We start from the raw sequence: 24,388 nt of genomic DNA, 5'->3' as shown, positions 1-24,388 counted from the left end.
AATTAGAAAATTAAGATAAATAAAATGAAAAATTTAATAAAATATATATTAATTGTATTGGTGTTTTCTGGCATGATTGCCTGTGATACCCTTGAACCTATTGATGAAAACAGGTTAGGTTTTGATGATGTTAGCGCGAATCCAAATTTAGCAGAAGGCATATTATTAAATGGATATTCGGGCTTGGTTAATCAATATTCTTTTTCTGAAGCGGCTACTGATGATGCTGTTAATAATATTTTGGATAATAATTACAAGCGAATGGCTCTTGGCGAGTTAAGCGCACAATTTAATCCTGCATCCCGGTGGAATAGTTTTGAACGTGTATTCTGGGTAAACCGATTTCTAGAAATTATTGATGCAAGAGAAATAGAATGGAGCAGAGATACATTAACCAATAAAATGTTTTACATGCGTTTGGAGGGTGAAGCATTAGCGTTAAGAGGATTGCATCATTTTTATGCACTTCAAGCACATGCAGGAATAGGTACTTCTGGTGAATTATTAGGTATTCCTTATTTTACTGAATTTATTGAACCTGATGGTAACTTTAATGTACCCCGTTTATCATTTGAAGCTTCTGTTCAGGCTATTATGGCAGATTTTGATGAGGCACTTACTTTATTGCCAACTGATTATGGATTAAGTCAGGGACAGGTAGATGAGTGGTATTCAGATTTAGAAGATTTTGATTATGTTAAATACCAAGTGGTAAATGATAATTTTTTTGATTTACGTATTTCAGGAAGAATTGTAAAAGCACTTAAAGCACGCTTGGCGCTTTTTGCGGCGAGTCCTTCTTTTTTAAATAGTCAAGGCTATTATAATTTGGCAGCAAATAATGCAGCTGAAATTTTAAATACTATTGGAGGCGTTGCTGGTTTAGATCCAAATGGTCTTGAGTTTTATGCATCAGATGATAATTTAGTGAGTAGCGAAATGCTTTGGCGTAGTTCTTTAGGAGGTAATACTTCTAACTATGAAAAAAGAATGTTTCCGCCTTCAGTGAATGGAAATGGGGAGATTAATCCAACACATAACTTTGTAATGGCATTCCCAATGCAAGACGGAAATCCTGCAACTGAGGCTAATGGTTTTGATCCCCAGAACCCGTATGCCAATAGAGACCCTAGGTTAGAAAAATATGTTGTTCTTAACGGGGCTTCTTTTGGAGGTGGAACAATTAATACTGGTGTTGGTGGAGGAAATGATAGGTTAGATTCTATTCCTCAGCAATCAACAACCACTGGCTATTACCTTAAAAAATTATTACGTCCAGATGTTAGAATTAATAATGATAATACTGCTACAGGTAAGATACATGTTGATGTGTATTTTAGGTATACTGAATTGTTTTTAATATTTGCTGAGGCAGCCAATGAAATTGGTGGTCCAGACCATCAGGTTGGTGGTATTACCGCTCGTGACGTGATTGCAGCAATACGTGATAGAGCAGGAATTGCACAACCAGATAACTACTTAGCATCTATTACAACTATGGAGGAGATGAGAGAGCTTATTAGAAATGAACGTCGTATAGAACTAAGTTTTGAAGGACACAGGTTCTGGGATCTTAGAAGATGGGGACTATCTTTAAATGAAACGGCTAAAGGTTACTTTTTTGACGGAAGTAATTATGTTGAGTTACCGTCTGTTGAAATTAGAAATTATCAACCATTTGCTACATATATGCCAATTCCAAATGCTGAGACTGTGAAGTTTTCTGAACTTGAGCAAAATAATGGCTGGTAAGATTATTATGTACTTTAAAACAATTAAAAAAGGATTAGATATGAAAATAAAATTTTTAATAATATTAGCACTTGCCTTTAGTTTTATGGCATGTGAGAATCAGGAAAATGAATTTGATGATTTTGGCTCAACTTCAGTATATTTTCCATTTCAAACACCCGTAAGAACATTAATTTTGGGTGAATACGATTTGGGTTTTAATGAAAACGATAATAACGGTAGATTTGAAATTGGTGTTGTCATGTCGGGAGTATATGAAAATAAAATAGACCGCAGAGTGCATTTTGAGCTAGCTCCAGAACTGATAGATCCTGTACAACTTGCAGGAATTGGAGTTGATTCTGTAAATGTTAAGGTATTACCAGCAGCTTACTATACTATCGAGCAGCAAAGTCCAGTAACAATCCCATCGGGTTCTACAAAGGGACGCATTCCTGTACAACTAGAAGATGCATTTTTTGATGATCCATTATCATTTGCGGAGTTTGGTGAGGTACATTATGTAATTCCTTTAAGAATTACAGATTATGAAGAGCTAGATTCGCTTTTAACCGGTGTCCCAGCTGAAGGTGTTACAAACCCTATTAAAGTTAAAGCAGATGATTGGGATCAGGCACCTAAGGACTATACACTTTACGGTATTAAGTTTATGAATAAATATCAAGGGATATATCTAAGACGTGGAGAGGATAAGATTGTGGGAACTTCAGAAAAGTTCACACTTGCAACAGGAATTACAGAAACAACTGTTATTGATACCTCTACAGTTTATAGAGCAGAATTTGTTGTACAAGATGAACTTACTCCAGTATCAACTGCAGGAAGGAATAAAGCCATTAGCACTAATTTGATCAGAAGAGCAGGTATTCCCAGCAATAGTACTGTATCTTTAGAATTGACATTCAATGATAACGAAGAAATTACAATAACCAATGCTGATGATGAAAGCGATATTGTCATAACTGGATCAGGAAGGTTTTTAGAAGATGGAGATGAATGGGGTGGAGAAAAACGTGATGTAATTTATTTAGAATACGAATACCGAGACCTTGAAATTGTTGAGACGTTAGTTTTCGGTCAAGTACGTTCTAGATCAACACTTGATTTGATGCATACGGTGAAGGATACTTTAGTAATACGAGACAGAGATGTTAAATTCGAAGAGTTTATATTAGAGTTAAGAATACCTTAGTTTATTTTTTATAATAAACTTGAAACTAAAAAAATTGCGAGGATTTAATCCTCGCAATTTTTTTTTAATTTAACAAAGATATTTTGCCATTTTAATCTGCCATAAGGATTTAATAGGTAGAACAACGGGATTTAATATGAAAAATATTGATTTCAGGATAGAGCAGGATAGATCCCAGTTAAAAATTCTGTAATTATGTTGAAGGATAAAATAAAATTTAAATTGTTTGAGTTAGTCAATACTCTCTGTCATAGGTGTAAATTATTTTATGGTGGAGAGTTTTTTTTATAATTTTTAATAAAAAATAAAATGAGAGTATTTAAATTAAGCTTACTATTTTTAGTTGCCGTTCTAATTACATGTAATATGTATTCTTGTAAAGAAGAAAAGCAAGAAATCCCTTGGGTAGATTTAATAAAAAATGATTCTTTGGAAGGATGGAATATTAAAGGTGGTGAAGCTACTTATAAAAATGAAAATGGAGTTATAATTGGTACAACAGCTGCTAATACACCCAATACATTTTTATCGACGAGTGAAATGTATAGTGATTTTATTTTAGAAATAGAATTTAAAGTAGATTCAACCATGAATTCAGGTATTCAAATTAGAAGTAATAGCTATCTATATTATCAAAATGGCAGGGTGCATGGTTATCAAGTAGAGATTGATCCATCAAAACGCTCATGGAGTGGCGGAATCTATGATGAAGGGAGACGCAAATGGTTAAACACTTTAGAAAACAATCCGGAGGCCCAAAAGGCATTTAAACAAAATAATTGGAATCATTACCGAGTTGAAGCGATAGGTGATACCATTAAAACATGGATAAATGGTGTTCCAGCGTCGCATTTAATTGATGATAAAACTGCAAGCGGATTTATAGCTTTGCAAGTACACTCTATTGGAAAAACTAAAGAAAAACTGGGTAAACAAGTGATGTGGAAGAATGCTAAGATTTTAACTGAGAATTTATCCAAATATACTACAAACTCACCTCTAGAACCGGTTGTTACTAAAAATAATCTGACAGTTAATGAACAAAATTCCGGATGGCAAATGCTCTGGGATGGTAAAACGACCAACGGATGGCGAGGTGCTAAGTTAGACGCATTTCCAAAAGAAGGTTGGGTAATAGAAGATGGAGAATTAATCGTATTATCCTCAGGAGGATCAGAGTCTGCCGCTGGAGGAGATATTGTAACCACAAATGAGTATAGTAATTTTGAATTACAAGTAGATTTTAAGTTAACCCCAGGAGCTAATAGCGGAATTAAATATTATGTTGATACTGAATTGAATAAAGGTCCAGGGTCATCAATAGGTTTGGAATATCAAATTTTAGATGATGCCCTTCATCCCGATGCTAAGTTAGGCTCTCATGAAGGAAGTAGAACGGTTTGTTCGTTGTACGATTTAATTCAAGCTGACCCGAGTAAACCAATTAAGCCAATTGGAGAATGGAATACCGCTTATATAAAATCTATAAATAACCATGTCGAGCATTGGATAAACGATGTAAAAGTACTAGAATACGTACGGGGTAGTGAAGAATTTTTAAAATTGGTTTCGGAAAGTAAATATGCCAAATGGCCCAATTTTGGAGTACTAGAAAAAGGCCAAATTTTATTGCAAGATCATGGAGACAAGGTGTTTTTCAGAAATATTAAAATTAAAGTTCCAACAGAAAACGAAAAGTAAGATGGACAATAAAAGAAGAGAATTTTTAAAGAAAACTACGGTGGCGACTATTGGAGTTAGTTTAACTGGTGGTGTTAATGCAATGTCTGCAAAAAGTTACAAGAATATTATTGGGGCTAATGATCGCTTAAATGTTGCTATTGCTGGTTTGGGACGAAGAATGGGAGCTTTTACACAACCTATAGCTTTAAAAGAAAGTAACGCCAAATTACTTTATCTGTGCGATGTTATGGAAAGTCAACGTTTAAAAGGATTGAAAGCTTTTAGAGAACACATTGATTATAATCCAACTTTAGAGAATGATATTAGAAAAGTATTGGACGATAAAAATCTAGATGTGTTGATTAATGCTACACCAGACCATTGGCATACACCAGGTTCTATTATGGCCATGAAAGCGGGAAAACATGTGTATGTTGAAAAACCATGCAGCCATAACATGTATGAAAATGAGCAATTGGTAAAAGCGTCAAAATATTACAACAAAGTAGTTCAAATGGGAAACCAGCAACGTTCGTCTGGTCACACCATTGAAATTATAAATGAAATTCATAATGGTATTATAGGAAAACCATACAAGGCGGTTGCTTTTTACAACAATGGAAGAGGTCAGGTACCATTGCAAAAAAGTGCATCTATCCCAGAAGGACTAGATTGGGATTTATGGCAAGGTCCAGCTCCAAGGCGTGCTTATACTTCTGAAACTTGGGATTATAATTGGCATTGGTATGGTTGGGAATATGGAACAGCCGAAGCCGGTAATAACGGAACTCACGAATTAGATGTGGCGCGTTGGGCATTACAGGTAGATTTTCCACAGCATGTTTATGTTGAAGCAGAAAAACGTCACTTTTTAGATGACGGTTGGGAGATGTATGATGATATGGAGGCTACATTTAAATTTGCCGATAATAAAGTCATTAAATGGGATGGTAAATCTAGAAATAGTTATAGTACTTATGGTACTGGACGAGGCACCGTTATTTATGGTACAGAAGGAACTGTATTTGTAGATAGAGGTAAGTATATGTTATACGATCGTAAAGGGAAGTTAGTTAAAGAATATAATTCAGCATCTAAAGAAGCCGGAACTGCTTTAGGCGGTGGCGGAGATACTTCAACAAAACATGTTCAGAACCTTTTTGATACAATTAGAGGCAAAACTAAATTAACTGCACCTATAGATGATGCCAGTAAAAGTATGGCTATGGTACATTATGCGAATATTGCTTATCGAATTAATGATGGTTTTGATATCAACGATAAAACGGGTATGATGTACAATCGAGAGGCCATGAAATTATGGTCAAGGACGTATGAACCAGGTTGGGAACCTAAAATATAAATTTTGAAAAGACGCTCATTTATTAAAAAAACAACTGCAGCTACGGTAGGTATTGCTAGTTCTGCATATTTATATGGCAATGTAATGTCTAATATAAATGCTAATAATACTATAAATATTGGCGTTATTGGTACAGGAGATCGAGGTGGCGGACTAACAACAATTTTAAATTCTATTGAAAATGTGAATGTTGTAGCATCCTGCGATGTTTTGTCATTTAGGTTAAAAGAAGGTTTGGCTAAAGCCAATTCAAATCCTATTGGCTACTCAGATTATCGACGACTTTTAGATAACAAAAATATTGATGCTGTTATAGTAGCAACACCATTTAATACACATTCAAAAATTGCCATTGATGCACTAGATGCAGGGAAACATGTGTATTGTGAAAAAACCTTGGCTAAAGGATATACTGGTATTCAGGATTTAATGCATAGAACTAATGATTCTAAATTAATATTTCAAACAGGGCATCAATATCATAGTTCGAGGCTTTATACAGCTGTAGTTGATTTAATAAAAGAAGGTAAAGTAGGTAAAATTGCTGCCTTTGAGTGCCAGTGGAATCGTCATGGCAATTGGAGAAGACGAGTTCCAGATCCGAAATTTGAAAAGGCCGTAAATTGGAGAATGTATAGAGAGTTCTCAGGAGGACTTACTGCAGAGTTGTGTTCACATCAAATCGATTTTGTAAACTGGGTACTTAATGAAACCCCTAATCAAGTCATGGGTGTTGGAGGTATTGATTATTGGAAAGATGGTAGAGAAACATATGATAATGTTCATTTAATTTATACTTATCCAAATGGGGTTAAAGCAAAATTCACATGTTTAACAAGCAACGCTAAAGATGGTTATCAGATAAAAGTATTAGGAGATAAAGGTACTATCATGATCGATACAAAAAATGCTTGGTTTTATCCTGAAGGACAAAGGAATAAGATTATTGCCGATGTAGATGGTGTTAGTGGCGCCACATCAGGTTGGGATGCAGAAAAAGGATATCCCATAGATGTTGAACATTTAGACCCTAGTAAGCAAGCCCTTTTAGATTTTAAGGAATCTATTTTAAATAACAAAAATCCAGAATCGAATATAGTTACAGGAGCCAAAGCAGCTATTTGCGTTCAAATGGGGTTGGACGCTATGTATAATAACAAAATAATTGATTGGAACTCTAATTGGAATTTCGGATAATTATTTAATTGATAATTTTATATAAAGCATAAATCTTCAACCTTAAATCATAATTGTTGAAGATTTTTTAATTTAAGGAGCTTTTTAATCGGCTTTCAGGACAGAGCAGGATAGAACTCCTAGAGTTAAACGGTAGCTTTATACTTTAAAAATAAATTTTTATAATTCTCTTTAAATAAAAAGAAATCAAATGCAAAAAGTCAGTTTTTTATTCATGTTAATTTCAACCATATGTGGTTTTAATGTATCAAATGCTCAACAAAAGAGTACTGAAGATAAACCAAATATCATATTTATTCTTACTGATGATCAACGTTTTGATGCCATTGGTTATGCAGGCAATAAATATGTAGAAACACCTCAAATGGATGATTTGGCAAAATCTGGAACCTATTTTAATACAGCTATTGTTACAACACCCATATGCGCTGCTAGTAGAGCGAGTATATTGACAGGTTTGCATGAAAGAGCACATAACTTTAATTTTCAAACAGGAAATGTGAGAGAAGAATATATGGCAAATTCATATCCAACCGTGTTAAAAAATAACGGTTATTACACAGGTTTTTATGGCAAATATGGCGTGCGTTATAATGATTTGGACAAACAATTTGATGAGTATGAAGATTATGACAGAAATCACAGTTTTAAAGACAGAAGAGGATATTATTATAAAACCATTGATAATGATACGGTACATTTAACCCGTTATACAGGACAACAAGCAATCGATTTTATTGATAAAAATGCAACAAATAAAAAACCATTTTGTCTTTCATTAAGCTTTAGTGCGCCACATGCACATGATAGTGCACCAGATCAATATTTTTGGCAAGCTGAAACAGATAAATTACTTGCAGACACTACCATTCCAGGACCTGAGTTAGGTGATGACAAATATTTTGATGCACAACCTAAAATAGTAAGGGACGGATTTAACTGGTTACGCTGGACATGGCGTTATGATACTCCAGAAAAGTATCAACATAGCTTAAAAGGGTATTACCGTATGATTTCTGGAATAGATCTAGAAATTGCAAAAATTCGAGAAAAATTAGAGGAAAAGGGTATAGAAAAAAATACTGTTATCATAGTTATGGGCGATAATGGATATTTTTTAGGCGAACGTAAATTAGCGGGAAAATGGCTGATGTACGACAACTCAATTCGTGTGCCTTTGATTGTATATGATCCACGAGTGAACTCACATCAGGATGTTGATGAAATGGTATTAAATATTGATGTACCATCAACAATTACAGATTTAGCTGGTGTAAAAGCACCAGATGCATGGCAGGGAAAGAGCTTACTACCTATTGTTAAAAAAGAAACCAATACCATTGCAAGAGATACCATTTTAATAGAGCACTTATGGGATTTTAGCGAAATTCCTCCAAGTGAAGGTGTTCGAACTGAAGAATGGAAATATTTTAGATATGTAAATGATAAATCTCTTGAAGAGCTTTACAACCTTAAAAAAGACCCGAAAGAGATTAACAATTTAATAGGAAAGAAGAAATATAAAGCAGTTGCCGATAAGCTTCGAGCAAAGCTTGATGAGTTAATTAAGAAGAACAGTAATGAGTTTAGAGCGGCGCCAACAGATTTAACGGTTGAGTTAATTAGAGAACCTAGTACGGATGTTAAAATATTCGATTTAAAACCAGAATTTGGCTGGACAGTGCCTTTAGGCGCTAAATATCAAGGAGCTTACCAAATATTAGTCGCTTCCAACCAGAAAAACATCAACAATAATAACGGCGATGTTTGGGATAGCGGTCAAGTACGATCTTTAGAATCAACAAATGTAGAGTATAATGGCAGTCTACTTGAAATAGGGAAAACTTACTACTGGAAAGTAAGAATTTGGGATGAAGAAAATCGTTTAGTAGATTATTCAGAGCCTCAAAAGTTTACCACAGGTAAAAGTGATAGTTATATTATTTCAACTGAAAACAAATTTGTAGTTACGAAAGTAGCACCGGTAAAACTTGAAAAACGAGACGACTTCATTTTTATAGATTTCGGAAAAGCAGCTTTTGCTACTATGGATTTTACCTATAATGCTAAATCGCCACATACCTTAACCGTTAGGGTTGGGGAAATGTTAGACGAAAAAGGTAATGTTAACAGAACTCCGCCTGCAAAAAGCAACATTCGTTATCAGGAAATAAAAGTTGATGTTAAACCTGGGCAAACAAAGTATCAAATAAAAGTTCAGGAAGATGAGAGAAATACAAGAGCTAATAAAGCCATTCCTTTACCAGATGGATTTCCGCCTTTGGTGCCATTTCGATATGCCGAAATAGAAGGCGCTCAAGAAACAATTTCAATAGAGAACGTTGAACAATTAGCATTTCATACCTATTGGGATGATAATGCCAGTAGTTTTAAAAGTAATAACGATATTTTAAATCAGGTTTGGGATTTATGTAAATATTCCATAAAAGCAACAACGTTTAATGGGTTATATGTTGATGGAGATAGAGAACGTATTCCTTACGAAGCAGATGCATACTTGAATCAATTAAGTCATTATACTACGGATAGAGAATTTGCCATTGCAAGAAGAACTATCGAGTATTTTATGAAAAATCCAACATGGCCAACCGAATGGCAACAACATGTGGCTTTATTGATATATGCCGATTATATGTATACTGGAAATACAGAACTTATTGAAAGGTATTATGAGCCATTAAAACATAAAACACTTTTTGAACTCTCTAATGACGAAGGATTAATAACTTCTACAAAAGTAGATGACGAATTCATGAAAAAGTTAGGCTTCCCTGAAGGCTATAAAAAGCCATTAACAGATATTGTGGATTGGCCATCTGCCAATTTTAACGGCAGCAAAACAAAAGGAGAGCGCGATGGATTTGTGTTCCAACCTTACAGCACTGTAATTAATTCGTTTTTCTACGAAAACATGAAAATTATGGCTGAGTTTGCTCAAATTTTAGGCAAAACACAAGAGGTATTAGACTTTGAATTGAGAGCGGCAAAAGTTAAAAAGGCGGTTAACGAACAAATGTTCGATAAAGAACGAGGTATTTACATAGACGGTATTGGAACAGATCATGCGTCTTTACATGCTAATATGATGCCGTTGGCATTTGGGTTAGTTCCAGAAGAGCATTATCAAACGGTTGTAGATTTTGTAAAATCACGAGGAATGGCTTGCAGTGTTTATGGAGCTCAATTTTTAATGGATGGGTTGTACAATGCAGGTGAAGCAGATTATGCTTTAGAGCTACTTGCTAGCAAAGCTGAAAGAAGTTGGTATAATATGATACGTTCAGGTTCAACCATAACTTTAGAAGCTTGGGATTTAAAATACAAGAACAATTTAGATTGGAATCACGCTTGGGGTGCTGTACCTGCTAATGTAATACCAAGAGGATTATGGGGTATAAAACCTAAAACACCTGGTTTTGGCGTGGCAACTATTCAACCTCAAATGGGTAAATTGAAATCTAGTGAAATAAAAGTTCCAACTGTAAGAGGAGCAATTATTGGTAAATATACCTACAACGGCGCTAGACTTCAAACTTATGAGATAGAAATTCCAGGAAATATGGTAGCAGAGTTTTCATTAAAAGATATAGACGGAAAAGACTTAATCCATAATGGAAATAAAATTCCACCTGCTTTCGATTCAGTTCGATTATCTCCAGGTAAACATGTTATTCAGTTAAAAATAAATTCGTTTTAAAAATTAGTAACTAAAAAAAAGCTAGCAGAATCGCTATTTGTACTGGCTTTTTTATAAGTAATGAAAGCTATCAAAATATAAAAAAATATGAAAAAGAATCAGTTGGTATTATTTGTTTTGATAGTTTTTGTGTCAATCACGATAACAGCGCAAAAAGAGCTCGACGTTGTATTAGATAGCTCAACAAAAGTGACACCTGATGGAGAAGGAGGGTTGTACTTTGCAGGAACAAAAGATGTAAATTATAGATTTAGTCAAAGGATTTCTCCGCATGGAGATTGTGTGGATGTAGTAAATGGATACGCATTTGTAACTTGGTACAAAGGTGGTATGGACACTCGAAATCTAATGCTTTCAAGAAAGAATTTAAACCTACCAAACTCAAGTTGGGTAACTATAGAGTTTCCACATAAACATGTCGGTCAAGGCGGTGAACTTCTTAATGGTACAGGTATACGTGGCGATTCTCATAATACAGCGGCTATTGGCGTTAGTACGATAGATAATACCATTCATATTTTATATGATATGCATGCCTATAGATCCTCTTCTTTACCTAACGATTTCTTTAATTATTCAGTCTCAAAAACGAATATGGCTTTTGTGCCTGATAATGAATTTACTTTGGATATTTTTAATCCTAAGCGAAACTATTTAAAATCTGGTGAGGACTATGAGCGTATGACTTACCCCATGATTCATAGAGCTGACGATGGAAGTTTGATTGCCAGATATAGACAAGGCGGTTCTGGTAATGGTGATATACTTTTAGCACATTATGATGGTAGCGTTTGGAGTAATAACTGGTTATTTCATGAAGGTACGCTTGCATTACCAAATAGAAACAATATGTATGGTGGTGAGCGCTTTTTAAACGGTAAGTTTTATTCTGGTTTTTCAATAAGATACTCTACTAACAATGATGCCAATACCAGTAATGGTTATATGTTAAATAGTGGATTATATTATGCGTATACTAACGGAATTCCCGCAAATGCATCTACACCATGGTTCGATGTTAATGATACTTCTATTTCTCTCCCGATAAGAAATAATATTGATTCAAACTTAGATCCAGTTCAGATTGCACAACCAGGAGATGATTATGGAACAGATACATTTCCTAAATCGTCTTCCGATCCAGCATGGACAGTTACTGAAAATGGTGCGATTCATTTTGTACAACGTGTTGATAATAGAAATGTACATTATTATAAGTTGGCTACCGATACTAATTTTTCTAGTAATGTAGGTGGGCTTATCCCTAACCCCCAAACTCGTGGTGAACTTTATAGCTATAAAAACCATGTGTTTATGGTGGAGCTTTTAGGGGGGAAAGTAAATATAAAAACAACAATAGAAGGACAAAGTGATTGGGAGATAGTTTATACTGGAACAGAATCTATAGACTTTGATCATTTTGATGCTTTTGTTGAAAGTAACAAACTATATGTTTATCTCATGGAAGATACTGGAAACAATACACCAGAAGTTGGTGATAAACGCCCATTGTATTTTCAAGAATTCACTCTGTCTGAGGTTGATGCTCCTGAGGAAACTAATAACTTATCATTAGAGGCAGAAGATTATACAATAGCGTCCAATGATATTAATGTTGGTACTAGTATTTCAGCTTCTGGAGGTGAATATATAGATTCGTTTGCATCAAATCAGTTTATTGAACATAAATTTCAGGTAACTACTCCAGGTACTTATGATTTTATTCTTTTTGCGGCAAACAGAAATAGAGACGATTCCATTATGGATATTGAAATTAATGGAACGCTGTATGACGATGTTTTAATCACAAGAACCTTTGATTGGAATATATATTTAGAAACAAGAATACCAGATGTTACATTAAATCAAGGTGAAAATACAGTAAGATTAACACAACAAAGATCATTGTCAAGTGAACCCGATAAAATTGAATTTGAATTGACATCGGCTCTGAGTATTAATGACTTCAATGCTCAATATTTATCAGTTTACCCTAATCCTAGTGATGGTGTTTTCAATATAAAATCAAATAACCAAAACCTACAGTATAATTTAGTGAATATACAAGGCCAAGTTTTAGAAAAAGGAAGTGTTTCTCAAAATAAAGTAGATTTTACTAACCACGCTCGAGGGATTTATTTTGTAGAATTATCTAATAAGACAGATAGGTTTGTTAAAAAAATAGTTATCAAATAAAGAAAGATCTAATGCTCAAATACATTTCATGCTCTTTATTGTTTTTTTTACTCCTAAGTTCTTGTCAACAACAAAATCAGGTAAAGGTTGAAGGTGAGTTAAAAAAATGGCATAGAATTACTTTAAATTTTGAAGGTCCAGATACAAATGAAATGGATGAAAATAATCCGTTTTTAAACTATAGGTTGGATGTTACTTTCAAAAATGGAGAAAAAGAATTTATAATTCCAGGTTTTTATGCAGCCGATGGCAATGCAGCCGAATCAAGTGGTGATTCAGGAAATGTTTGGCAAGTGCGTTTTACCCCAAATGAAGTTGGGAAATGGACATATTCAGTTTCATTTAAAAAAGGAGATAATATCGCTGTAGCTGATAATGCAAGAAACGCTTCAAGTGCAGGATTTATGGACGGACAAGCAGGAACATTTATTATTTCAGAATCTGATAAAAAAGGAATAGATAATCGTGCTAAAGGGAGACTGCAATACGTTGGCGAATTCTATTTAAAATATGCCGAAAGTCAAGATTATTTCATAAAACTAGGTGTTGACGCGCCAGAAAATTTATTAGCATATACAGATTTTGATGTGTCTACAAATGCTCTAGGTTTTCAAAAAACTTGGATACCTCACGCCAAAGATTTTGATAATAGTGCATTACCCTATGTGTGGCAAGAGTATAAAGGCAAAAATCTTTTGGGAGCTATTAATTATTTAGCTAGCGAAGAACTCAATGTTTTCTCATTTTTAACTTTTAATGTAGATGGAGATGACAGAAATATATTTCCTCACTTATTAAAGGTTCCAATTGAAGAATATGAAGCTTATGCCAGTGTTAAAAAGAATAAAGAAGCTTGGGAAACCATGTTTCATAAAACACGATTTGATGTTTCAAAATTAGACCAATGGGAACGCATTTTTGAATTTGCCGAAACAAAAGGTATGTTTCTCCATTTTAAAACCCATGAAACCGAGACAGATCATTTAATGGATAATGGTGTTTTTGGAACCGAGGGTAAATTATATTATCGAGAACTCATTGCAAGATTTGGGCATCATCTTTCCATGAATTGGAATTTAGGTGAAGAAAACAACCAACCTATTGAAGAAGTTTTAAAAGCAGCCAACTATGTCTCGAAATTAGATGCTTACCATAGTCATTTAGTGATTCATACCTTCCCAAACAAAGATGATAGATATGCCGAATTGATAGGTGATCAATCACCATTAACAGGAGCCTCATTACAGTTAAGTCATCCTGAGTTTAATGATGTGCACCCCAGAGTTTTAAAATGGCGAGATAAATCCAATGCTACTGGAAGAAAATGGGCATTAGCAGTTGATGAACCTGGTAAAGCAAATATTGCTTTATTACCTGATGATGAAGATCCTGAACATAATTTTGCTAGAAGCAGAGCCATGTGGGGAACACTTATGGCAGGAGGTTACGGTGTAGAATGGTATTTCGGATATGCTAGCCCTAATTCAGATTTAACTTGTCAAGATTTTAGAAGTCGTGATCTATTTTGGGACCAAAACAGGTACGCATTGCATTTTTTTAATAGTTATATCCCTTTTAGGGAGATGGAACCAAATGATGGATTGACTCAAGATAATACATCATATTGTTTAGCTAAACTAGGTGAAATCTATGCTGTTTACACTGAAGCAAATGCCAGTAAAATAAAACTGAATTTGAATGAATGGGTTGGTGCTTTTCAAGTCAAGTGGTTCGATCCTCGAAACGGAGGTCAAATACAAAATGGGTCAGTACTTTCAGTTAGAGGAGGGGAAATAGTTGATTTAGGTATACCACCTTCAGATATCGATAAAGATTGGGTGATTTTAATTATCAAAGAGAAATAAATAATGACTAGACTATTTAAGTATACATTAAAAGTATGGCTGGTTATAAATGGCTTTTTATTATTTGCTCAGAACCCAATAGTTCCAAACCAAGGATTAAACGACCCACATATTCATATTTTTAACGATACGGTATACGTGTATGCATCTCATGATAAATCTATAGAAAACAAAGAATTCATCATGGAAGATTGGTGGGTATGGTCGTCTCCTGATTTAGTGAATTGGACAAAACGCAGTGTGCTAAATCCAAAGGATACATACATAGGTAAAGATTTTTCACGTTGTTGGGCTACCGATGCTGCATATAGAGATGGTAAATACTATTTTTATTTTTCAGAGGGTAACGAACAAACAGGTGTAGTTGTTGGAGATTCGCCAGTTGGACCTTGGGAAGATGTTTTGGGTGGACCACTGTTGTCTTCAGAATTAACCCCAACTCATGAATATGATATGGCCATTTTTGAAGATAATGGAGAACATTATATAATTTTTGGTGTTTGGGATTACTACATAGCCAGATTGAATAATGACATGGTAAGTTTAGCTGAAAAACCTAAAAAAATTGTTATTAATAATCCGCGTGGACCTTATAATCCTGATGGTAATAATAAAAAGATGCCAACAGATGATAAACCATTTATGCATAAATACAATGGGAAATATTACTTGTCTTGGGGCTGTTTTTATGCTATGTCAGATAATCTATATGGACCTTATGATTATAAAGATTCTGTTATAAAAGAGGGAAGTTTTGATGAAGGCTATGATGCACCAACATGGCCAAATGGATTTTTACAAGGGCGTCACGGTTCGTTTTTTGAGTGGCATAACCAATGGTATTATATCTATTGTGATATCAGTCAAACAGGAAATAGATATTTTAGAGATAGCTTCATAAGTTATATTCACTACAAAGAAAATGGTGAAATGGCCACAATTAGAGTTGATGGTATTGGCGTAGGGAACTATGATGCCAACGCGATTATTGAAGCTGAAGATTATTTTAAATCAGTTAACATCGTAAAAGTTGAAAATACTAAAGGCGGATTTTCTATAGAACCAACCGAAGACATAAGTTCTGTTGTATATCCTAAAATCAAGAATTTAAAGCATTCATCTACTTTAGAATTAGAAGTTATTGCTAATCAAGCTATACAAATAGAAGTTAGAGAAAATGATGCTCAAGGTATGTTGTTATTTACTTGTGATGTGCCTAAAAATGAAATCTACACATTTCAAAAAAGAAGTTTTGAAACCAAAAACCTTAAAGAGAATCAGTCACTATGTTTTGTTTTTAAAGACGTAAAGCCTGAGTCTTTCAAATTAAATCGATTTAAATTTAAAAACTAATGAAGAAAATATTTTTTTTAGCAGTATTAATAATTATCGCGTCATGTAAAAACAATGATTCAAGTTCAATGGATTATAAGGATGCATCTTTATCAATTGATGAACGTGTAGAGGCCTTATTGCCTAAATTATCTCTTGAAGAAAAAGTGGCACAAATGCGTATTTTTCATGCCAACATCGGTACAAAGCCTGATGAAAATGGTAACTTAACATTGTCAGATAGAGTTATAGAAAAATTAAAGTTAGGAATTGCAGGAATAAAAAATCCAGGAGAACATATTGATGCCGTAGCAGCAGCAAAAATGAATAACGAGCTTCAAAAGTATATTATTGAAAATAACCGTTGGGGTATTCCAGCGTTATTTGTAACAGAATCATATAATGGTGTAGATGCAGTAGGTTGTACGCGATTTGGACGCCCAATGACATCAGCAGCATCGTTTAACCCAGAATTGGTACAGCGTCAATGGGATGTTGTAGGTAGAGAAGCCCGTTTGCGAGGGATGCACATGTGCCATTCACCTGAAGCAGATGTGGTGCGCGACCCACGTTTTGGACGAATGAGTGAAGCTTTTGGAGAAGACACGTATTTAACAACGCAGATGGTAAAAAATGCCATAATTGGGGTCCAAGGTGATTATGACGGCTTAGGGAATGGAACGCATATTGGCGCCGTAGCGAAACACTTTGCGGGTTACGGACAAGTATTAGGAGGTTCTAACTTCGCTGCCATTGAGATTTCTGAAAGAACCTTGATTGATGAAATTTATCCACCATTCGAAGCGGCCGTTAAAGAAGCTAAAACATTAGGTATAATGGCATCTCATGGCGATTTAAACGGTGTGGCAAGTCATGGTAATCCAGAACTATTAACTGGTGTACTTCGCGATCAATGGGGATTTGAAGGTTATGTGGTTTCAGATTCGAATGATATTGCGCGATTATTCTATTTCATGAAAGTTGCTGAGTCTCCCGAGGCTGCAGCTCAAATGGGCTTAGAAGCAGGAATAGATATCGATTTATATGCTGAAGACTCGTATGCTTACCTGCCAGAAATGGTGAAGAAAAACCCAGAGTTGGAAAAGCTAATCGACCGTTCTGTAAGACGTGTGTTGAGAACAAAATTTATTTTAGGATTGTTTGATAACCCGTATATCGATATTGAAGAAGTCAAAAAAGGTGTGCGTGCTCAGTCTTCGTTAGATTTGGCCAAAGAATCAGATTTAGAGTCTATCATTTTACTAAAAAATGAAAAAAACACGTTGCCTTTGTCAAGAGATAAATCTTTAAAAATAGCCTTGTTAGGTCCTCTATTAAAAGAAAACACAAAAGAGATGTTTGAATCTGTTGCGGGTTCAAATGTAAAATTCATTGCAGAAAAAGGATTTCAATTAACGAATCAGAAAGGCGGTGCACCAGAACTTTTAGACAGAGATCCAAAAGCCATAGCTAGTTTAGTAAGTAAAGCAAGGTCTGCAGATGTTTCAATACTATTTTTGGGAGGTGATGAGTACACTGCAAAAGAAGCTTATTTTAGTAATAGTACGTTAGGTGATAGAGCAACTATTGACCCTGTTGGCCCTCAAGACGAACTCGTTGAAAAAATTAAAGCTTTAGGTAAACCAGTAATTGTGGTTTTAAAGCACAGAAGAACCTTATCTATTAATGTTATAGCAGAACAAGCCGATGCTATTTTAGATACTTGGGATTTAAGTGAATTTGGTGATGAATCTACGGCCAGAATCGTTTTTGGTGAAGTATCGCCATCAGGTAAATCGCCAGTTACAATTCCAAGATCTATTGGGCAAATTCCGTTTCACTATAGTATGAAAGAAATCAACTATAAAAAGGAATATTTGTTCTTAGGTCAAGGCCCATTATACCCATTTGGTCATGGTTTAAGTTATGCTAATTTTGAATACTCAGATATTGCAATTTCAAATGCTGAAATAACACCAGACACAGAGTTAGAGGTTAGCGTAAAAGTCACTAACAATGGTAATGTTAAGGCTAAAGAAGTAGTGCAAATGTACATTAAAGACGAAATAGGTTCAGTTACAAGACCAGATAAAGAACTGAAAGGTTTTGAGAAAATAGAATTAGATGCGGGAGAAAGTAAAACTGTTTCATTTAAGATTACACCTAAAATGTTAGAGTTTACCGGTATTTCAATGGAAAAAGTTTTAGAAGCTGGAGACTATTCCGTTAAAATAGGAACCTCATCACAAGAATATTTAGAAACAACATTCAAACTAAAAAAATAAGACATCATGAATAAGACTATTTTAACACTTGTAGCGGTTGTATTATTATTCAATTGTTCAACAGCTCAAAAAGTAGCTGAATCTCAAAGCATAGATAAATCCAAAGTGAAATCCTCAATGATAAAAGCTTTAGAGTGGCAAGAAGCACACCCTATTATAGCATTAGCACCAACCGATTGGACTAACGGTGCATACTATACTGGTGTTGCTAGGGCACATAAAACTACTAAGGATATGATGTATATGGCAGCCTTAAAAAATCAAGCGTATTGGAATGATTGGCAGACTTTTGATAGAATACATCACGCTGATGATGTAGCCATTTCATATAGTTACTTATATATTGATATGAATGAAGGGAGAAAGAATTTTGTGGACTTGGAGCCTACAAAAAAGTTTTTAGATGCACACTTGTATGAAGATGATAACTGGAAAGCCGGAACCGATAAATCGGAATACGGTAGAACCATTTTATGGTGGTGGTGTGATGCCTTATTTATGGCGCCTCCTGTACTTAACTTATATGCAAAACACACCAATCAGCCTAAGTATTTAGACGACATGCATAAGTTTTATATGGAAACCTATAACCAATTATATGATGAAGAAGAACGATTGTTTGCAAGAGATATGCGTTTTGTTTGGACTGGATCTGATAATGATAATAAAGAGCCAAATGGAAAAAAAGTGTTTTGGTCTAGAGGAAATGGTTGGGTTATAGCTGGTTTAGCTTTAATATTGGATGATATGCCTGAAGATTATAAGCACCGTCCGTTTTATGAAAAACTATACAAAGAAATGGCAGCGAAAATGTTAGAGATTCAGCCAGAAGATGGACTTTGGAGAACAAGTTTACTATCTCCAGAATCTTATGACCATGGAGAGGTAAGTGGTAGTGGGTTCCATACTTTTGCATTGGCATGGGGTATCAATAATGGTCTGGTAGATAAAAAACATACTTCAGCAGTCATTAAAGCGTGGAATGCTATAGCAGCGTGTCAACATGACGATGGTCGTGTAGGTTGGGTTCAAAACATTGGGGCTTTCCCAGAACCTGCATCATATGATAGTTGGCAGAATTTTGGGGCAGGCGCCTTTTTAATGGCAGGTAGTGAAATTTTAAAATTAAAATAGATCTAAAAACAACGCAGAAAGAAAGGATATTAATTTAATTATTATCCTTTTTTAATTTAAAAAATAATAACATGAAGTTTCTCCAATTTTTACTCATTGTATGCATCGGTTTTATAGGATGTCAATCAAAAGATAAATCCAAAGTAAAAACCTCAAAAGAGGCTATCTTAGAGTTACTCGACCGTCCAAATATATTGTGGTTGGTAACCGAAGATATGGGGCCATATATTCCACCTTTTGGAGATACTACCGTTGCCACTCCTAATTTAAGTAGATTAGCAAATGAAGGCATAGTTTATCCAAACCTATACTCAACTTCAGGGGTTTGTGCTCCAAGTAGGGCAGCAATTGCCACGGGCATGTACCCTTCAAGTATTGGCGCCAATCATATGCGTGTTAATTCATATACAAAAGAAAGAGGACTTCCACCCTATGAAGCTGTTCCGCCTTCCGAAGTTAAGATGATAAGCGAATGGATGCGTCGCGCAGGTTATTATTGTACTAATAATTACAAAACCGATTACCAATTTAAAGAGCCTGTTACCGCTTGGGACGAGAATAGTCCGTATGCACATTGGAGAAATAGAGATAAGAATCAACCTTTCTTTTCAGTAATTAATTTTACCGAAACCCACGAATCTGGATTGTTTGAGCCTTATGGGTTCAGAGAAATTGAAACCAGACTTTATCATGCAGGAGATAAAAAATACAAATGGAAAAACTTTGGCGAGCATCATGCTAATAATCGCATGACTGAAGAGGATACACCAATTCACCTTCCAAAAGATACAAAATTTAACATTCCACCATATTTGCCAGACACAGAAAAAACACGTCGCGATATGTGGAAATTATACAACAATATCGCCGAAATGGATAAGCAAGTGGGTGCCGTGTTAAAGCAACTTGAAGATGATGGCTTGTTGGAAAATACAATAATCTTTTTCTACGGAGACCATGGCGGGCCACTACCAAGAGAAAAAAGACTAATTTATGATTCGGGCCTAAATACACCAATGATTATTCGATTTCCTAATAAAATCCAAGCAGGCACAAAGGATAATCAACTAATAAGTTTTGTGGATTTTGCACCAACCTTATTGTCATTTATAAACGAAGAGCCAAAACCATACATGCAAGGGCAAGCTTTTTTAGGGCCATTTAAAACCAAGGAACGTGATTATATTCATGCAGCGGCTGATCGATTTGATGCAGAAACAGACGTGATAAGAGCGGTAAGAGATAAACAATATAAATACATTAGAAATTACAGACCGGATCAAGGGTATTATCTACCTATTGAATATAGAGAGCGCATTCCAACCATGCAGGAATTGTTGAGATTGAAAAACGAAGGGCAACTTAACGAACATCAAATGCAATGGTTCAGGGAAAGGAAGCCTAAAGAAGAATTGTTTGATTGCTCGGTTGATCCTTTTGAATTGAATAATCTTGCAAATAATCCTGAATATCAAGATAAGCTCAAAGAGATGAGTGCCGAAATGGATAAATGGCTTGAAGCCATAGGGGATAATCCTGACTTGCCAGAAGGTGATCTTATTAAAAGATTGTGGAACGGTAGTGATACTCAGCCAAAAACATCTGCTCCAACCATTACTACTAAAAATCGAAAAGTTACTATAAATTGTGATACTGAAGGCGCCTCCATTGGCTATAAAATTATTAAAAAAGGTAAAACACCAAAGTCTTGGATGGTTTATCAAAATCCAATAGAACTTTCAGAAGGTGAAAAAATACAAGTTCAAGCACATCGTATAGGGTTTATACCAAGTAAAACAGTCGAGTTTGATTGATAAACTATGAGTTATATGCATTTAAAAAACTATAAACACTAACTAATTACTTATAATTTTTATTCAAATCTTATTTCATTAAAAATAAAACTATTCATTCAAGATTTTAACTCACCGCTTAAATGGGTTAGATTATATAAGTTCTACTTCAGATGAAGATTTCTGCTTAAATAAAGGCAAAATTTAATCAAAAAAAAATCCCCGATGCTTATGCACCAGGGATTTCATTAATATTGTTATTCTACCAAATGTGTGAATCTAAATAAAGAATTTTAATTTTTTCCAAAATGAAGTCACAAAATAGCATTAAAATTCTACCTTGAGGATAGTTGTTCTAAAAGTATTTTGATTAATTTTCCACTTTTTCATAAATAGTATTCGCCCATCTAGTTTGTGCTCTACCTCCTTTTACTCGGTATGCACCATATCTAATACCAGATTCTGTTCCTCTATCCGGCTCAGGGATATTCCAATTAAAGGCTTCACCACCAATTACGGCATTACAATAATGTATTTTTTTTGTTGCATCATTTGGATCTTCAGCAAAACCTACCTCTAGAACAAAGTCAACTTTCTCATTTTTATCAACTTGCTTTAGGAAAACTATTTCTCTACCATCACTTCCTTCTCCACCACGAGTTAAAATACGCTCAGCATAAATATCGAATGCTATTTGTTTGTCTGCATTAACACCTGTGCCATAAACAGGCTTAGCTAAATATAGGCAAATAGCAGGATCTGGAGAACCACCACCTCCTGTGTGTTTTCCTTTGGCTTGAGCTATGTATGTTCCATCTTGATTTGTTCCGTCTGTGTCACCTACTTCTAAAATTCTAAATGTTGCTGAAAATTTTGCATAACTTCCTACTACTGTGCTTCCAGATCTGCTTAACGATCTTTCTATTCTGGGTTGTAAGGTGTTTGGTGCATCCCAGTGGTTGGACCCATCAGTAATATTATATATTCCCCAAGTAGTACCATCAATAATACTTTCTGAGTAATCGGAGTAGCAACTTCTATCATCAACTTCACCTACATTAGCAGGGTTTGGCACATCTACATTTCTAGTACTGTTGTTTTGGAATTCAGAAGAACAGCTTAGGTCTGAACCCGTATCTTCATCCTCTGCTATAGCTACAGGGTCTGGGTCTGGTTCTGGATCAGGATCTGGGACGTATTCATATACGATAATGTCTTCAGAGAACCCGAGCCCATCTTTTGTACAAGAAAATAAGGCTACAAAGGCAATTAATGAAGTAATTGATACTAGTTTGTAAATGAATTTTGATTTTTTCATAATATTTAACAATTTAATTCAAAGATAATAAGATAGCAGAATCTGGTTATCCTGTGGTATCCTGATTGAAAATAATTTTTAACTTAAAGGAGCCTTATTTTTTAGTTTTCTCAAACAAATTTAAATCTTGCAGAATTGATGTTAGGATTCCTATATGCTTTATTTTACATGATTGTGCAGGATACTCTTAAACTTAAAAAACTGTTATTTTATTGTTTAAAAGGTTCATTAAATGAAGAGTAAATTTTTAAGTATTTTTTACATTTTTAGTAGCAATTTTTAAATTGCCAACAAAAAAAAGTTGGAAACTTTAGATGTCATAACTGTAGTAAGTTTGAGTAAAAAAATGATTTTGTATATATGATGAAAGACGAAAAGTTTACCTAGCCAAAATTATTTTAATTAATCTTTTATAATCTAGTATGCTATGTCAAAAACGAAACTGTTGTAGTTTGAAACCCGAGAATTTTCAATCCATCATAGATGGTAAAACAGTTGGCATTTATTTTCTAAAAAATGCTAATATCACAATGGCTGTGACCAATTATGGCGGACGTATTGTTAGTTTATGTACACCCGATAAAAATGGGAAAATAGCAGACATTGTACTAGGCTTTAAAAGTATTAAGGAATATATTGAAGCCAATGAACCTTATCATGGGGCAATAATCGGACGTGTTGCGAATCGGATTGCAAAGGGACAGTTTAGTTTAGAAAGGAATACATATGAATTACCTATAAATAATGGTATAAACCATCTCCATGGAGGTCCTAAAGGATTTCATAACCAAGTTTGGAACGTGAAATCAATAAGTGATTTTTCAATTGTTCTAACTTATATGTCGAAAGATGGAGAAATGGGGTATCCCGGGAATTTAAACGTATTGGTACAATATGAATTAACCGATAGAAATGAAGTGATAATAACTTATAAAGCTAGCACGGATAAAAAAACGCCTGTAAATCTTACAAATCACGCTTATTTTAACCTTGGTGGTGAGGGAAGTGGTACAATAAACAATCATATTTTAACAATTAATGCCGACAAGTTTACAGCGATAGATGAGACATTAATCCCTTTAGGTGATAACCTGAATGTTGAAAACACTCCTTTTGATTTTAGAAAACCGAAAAAAATTGGTCATGACTTAAACCAACAACAAAATAATCAACAGCTTAAAAATGGTTTAGGTTATGATCATAATTTTGTTCTGAATAAAAAAAATAATAAAATTACTCCAGCAGCAACAGTTATAGACCCTCAGAGTGGACGTCAAATGGAAGTATTTACCGAAGAACCAGGAATTCAGTTTTACGGAGGTAATTTTTTTGATGGATCCGATATCGGAAAATCGGAAAAAACACTTAAATATCGCGAAGCATTTGCTATGGAAACTCAACATTTTCCTGATGCACCAAATCAGAAATTATTCTCTTCAATTATTTTGAGTCCAGGCGAAACTTATAGAACAAAAACCATTTTCAGGTTTTCGATTTTTTGAGCAAGTAGTTGCTATGGGTAATTAATTCTATATAAAAATCTAGCACGATTATTGGCTG

Annotated in this window: 14 protein-coding genes; 13 read left to right on the top strand and 1 reads right to left on the bottom strand. The window is 34.6% G+C overall.

Annotation, left to right across the window (positions count from 1 at the left end; genetic code table 11):
* Positions 1-24: 24 nt before the first annotated feature.
* The 12 genes from L3X39_RS13045 (at position 25) to L3X39_RS12990 (ending at position 21,531) form a co-directional block, all read left to right on the top strand.
* Entirely contained in the window at positions 25-1,752 is a 1,728-nt protein-coding gene (locus L3X39_RS13045) for a RagB/SusD family nutrient uptake outer membrane protein (RefSeq protein WP_237232300.1), read from the top strand.
* Entirely contained in the window at positions 1,742-2,944 is a 1,203-nt protein-coding gene (locus tag L3X39_RS13040) for a DUF5627 domain-containing protein (protein ID WP_237232299.1), read from the top strand. The genes L3X39_RS13045 and L3X39_RS13040 overlap by 11 nt, the downstream gene beginning before the upstream one ends.
* A 309-nt stretch (positions 2,945-3,253) precedes the next feature.
* Positions 3,254-4,645, top strand: coding sequence for a 3-keto-disaccharide hydrolase (locus L3X39_RS13035; protein ID WP_237232298.1), 1,392 nt, complete (start codon positions 3,254-3,256; stop codon positions 4,643-4,645).
* 1 nt (position 4,646) lies between these two features.
* A complete protein-coding gene (locus tag L3X39_RS13030) occupies positions 4,647-5,990 on the top strand; it encodes a Gfo/Idh/MocA family protein (RefSeq protein WP_237232297.1) in 1,344 nt (447 codons plus the stop codon).
* 3 nt (positions 5,991-5,993) lie between these two features.
* Positions 5,994-7,187, top strand: coding sequence for a Gfo/Idh/MocA family protein (locus L3X39_RS13025; protein ID WP_237232296.1), 1,194 nt, complete (start codon positions 5,994-5,996; stop codon positions 7,185-7,187).
* A 190-nt stretch (positions 7,188-7,377) separates the two neighbouring features.
* Positions 7,378-10,905: a sulfatase-like hydrolase/transferase gene (locus L3X39_RS13020; protein ID WP_237232295.1), complete on the top strand. Its 3,528-nt coding sequence runs from the start codon at positions 7,378-7,380 to the stop codon at positions 10,903-10,905.
* A gap of 87 nt (positions 10,906-10,992) precedes the next feature.
* Positions 10,993-13,101 (top strand): BNR-4 repeat-containing protein, encoded by a 2,109-nt coding sequence (locus L3X39_RS13015; protein ID WP_237232294.1) that lies wholly within the window; start codon positions 10,993-10,995, stop codon positions 13,099-13,101.
* An 11-nt stretch (positions 13,102-13,112) separates the two neighbouring features.
* On the top strand, positions 13,113-14,966 hold the full coding sequence (locus tag L3X39_RS13010) for a DUF5060 domain-containing protein (protein ID WP_237232293.1): 1,854 nt from the start codon (positions 13,113-13,115) through the stop codon (positions 14,964-14,966).
* Between the two features lie 3 nt (positions 14,967-14,969).
* Positions 14,970-16,319 carry a family 43 glycosylhydrolase gene (locus L3X39_RS13005; RefSeq protein ID WP_237232292.1) on the top strand — a complete coding sequence of 450 codons (1,350 nt, stop codon included), beginning with the start codon at positions 14,970-14,972 and terminating at the stop codon, positions 16,317-16,319.
* Positions 16,319-18,583 (top strand): glycoside hydrolase family 3 N-terminal domain-containing protein, encoded by a 2,265-nt coding sequence (locus L3X39_RS13000; protein WP_237232291.1) that lies wholly within the window; start codon positions 16,319-16,321, stop codon positions 18,581-18,583. Before L3X39_RS13005 ends, L3X39_RS13000 begins: the two co-directional genes overlap by 1 nt.
* 6 nt (positions 18,584-18,589) lie before the next feature.
* Positions 18,590-19,717, top strand: coding sequence for a glycoside hydrolase family 88/105 protein (locus tag L3X39_RS12995; protein WP_237232290.1), 1,128 nt, complete (start codon positions 18,590-18,592; stop codon positions 19,715-19,717).
* Between the two features lie 71 nt (positions 19,718-19,788).
* Positions 19,789-21,531, top strand: coding sequence for a sulfatase family protein (locus L3X39_RS12990; protein WP_237232289.1), 1,743 nt, complete (start codon positions 19,789-19,791; stop codon positions 21,529-21,531).
* 349 nt (positions 21,532-21,880) lie between these two features.
* On the opposite strand, the gene L3X39_RS12985 is transcribed toward L3X39_RS12990, so the two are convergent.
* Positions 21,881-22,828, bottom strand: coding sequence for a hypothetical protein (locus L3X39_RS12985; RefSeq protein ID WP_237232288.1), 948 nt, complete (start codon positions 22,826-22,828; stop codon positions 21,881-21,883).
* Between the two features lie 452 nt (positions 22,829-23,280).
* Between L3X39_RS12985 and L3X39_RS12980 the strand changes: the two genes are divergently transcribed.
* Complete coding sequence (locus L3X39_RS12980; protein WP_237232287.1) at positions 23,281-24,330, top strand: aldose epimerase family protein; 1,050 nt, start codon at positions 23,281-23,283, stop codon at positions 24,328-24,330.
* The last annotated feature ends 58 nt before the right edge of the window (positions 24,331-24,388 follow it).

The sequence above is a fragment of the Flaviramulus multivorans genome (assembly GCF_021728415.1).
Lineage (GTDB): Bacteria > Bacteroidota > Bacteroidia > Flavobacteriales > Flavobacteriaceae > Sabulilitoribacter > Sabulilitoribacter multivorans.
This window is presented reverse-complemented; position numbering and strand designations above follow the sequence as displayed.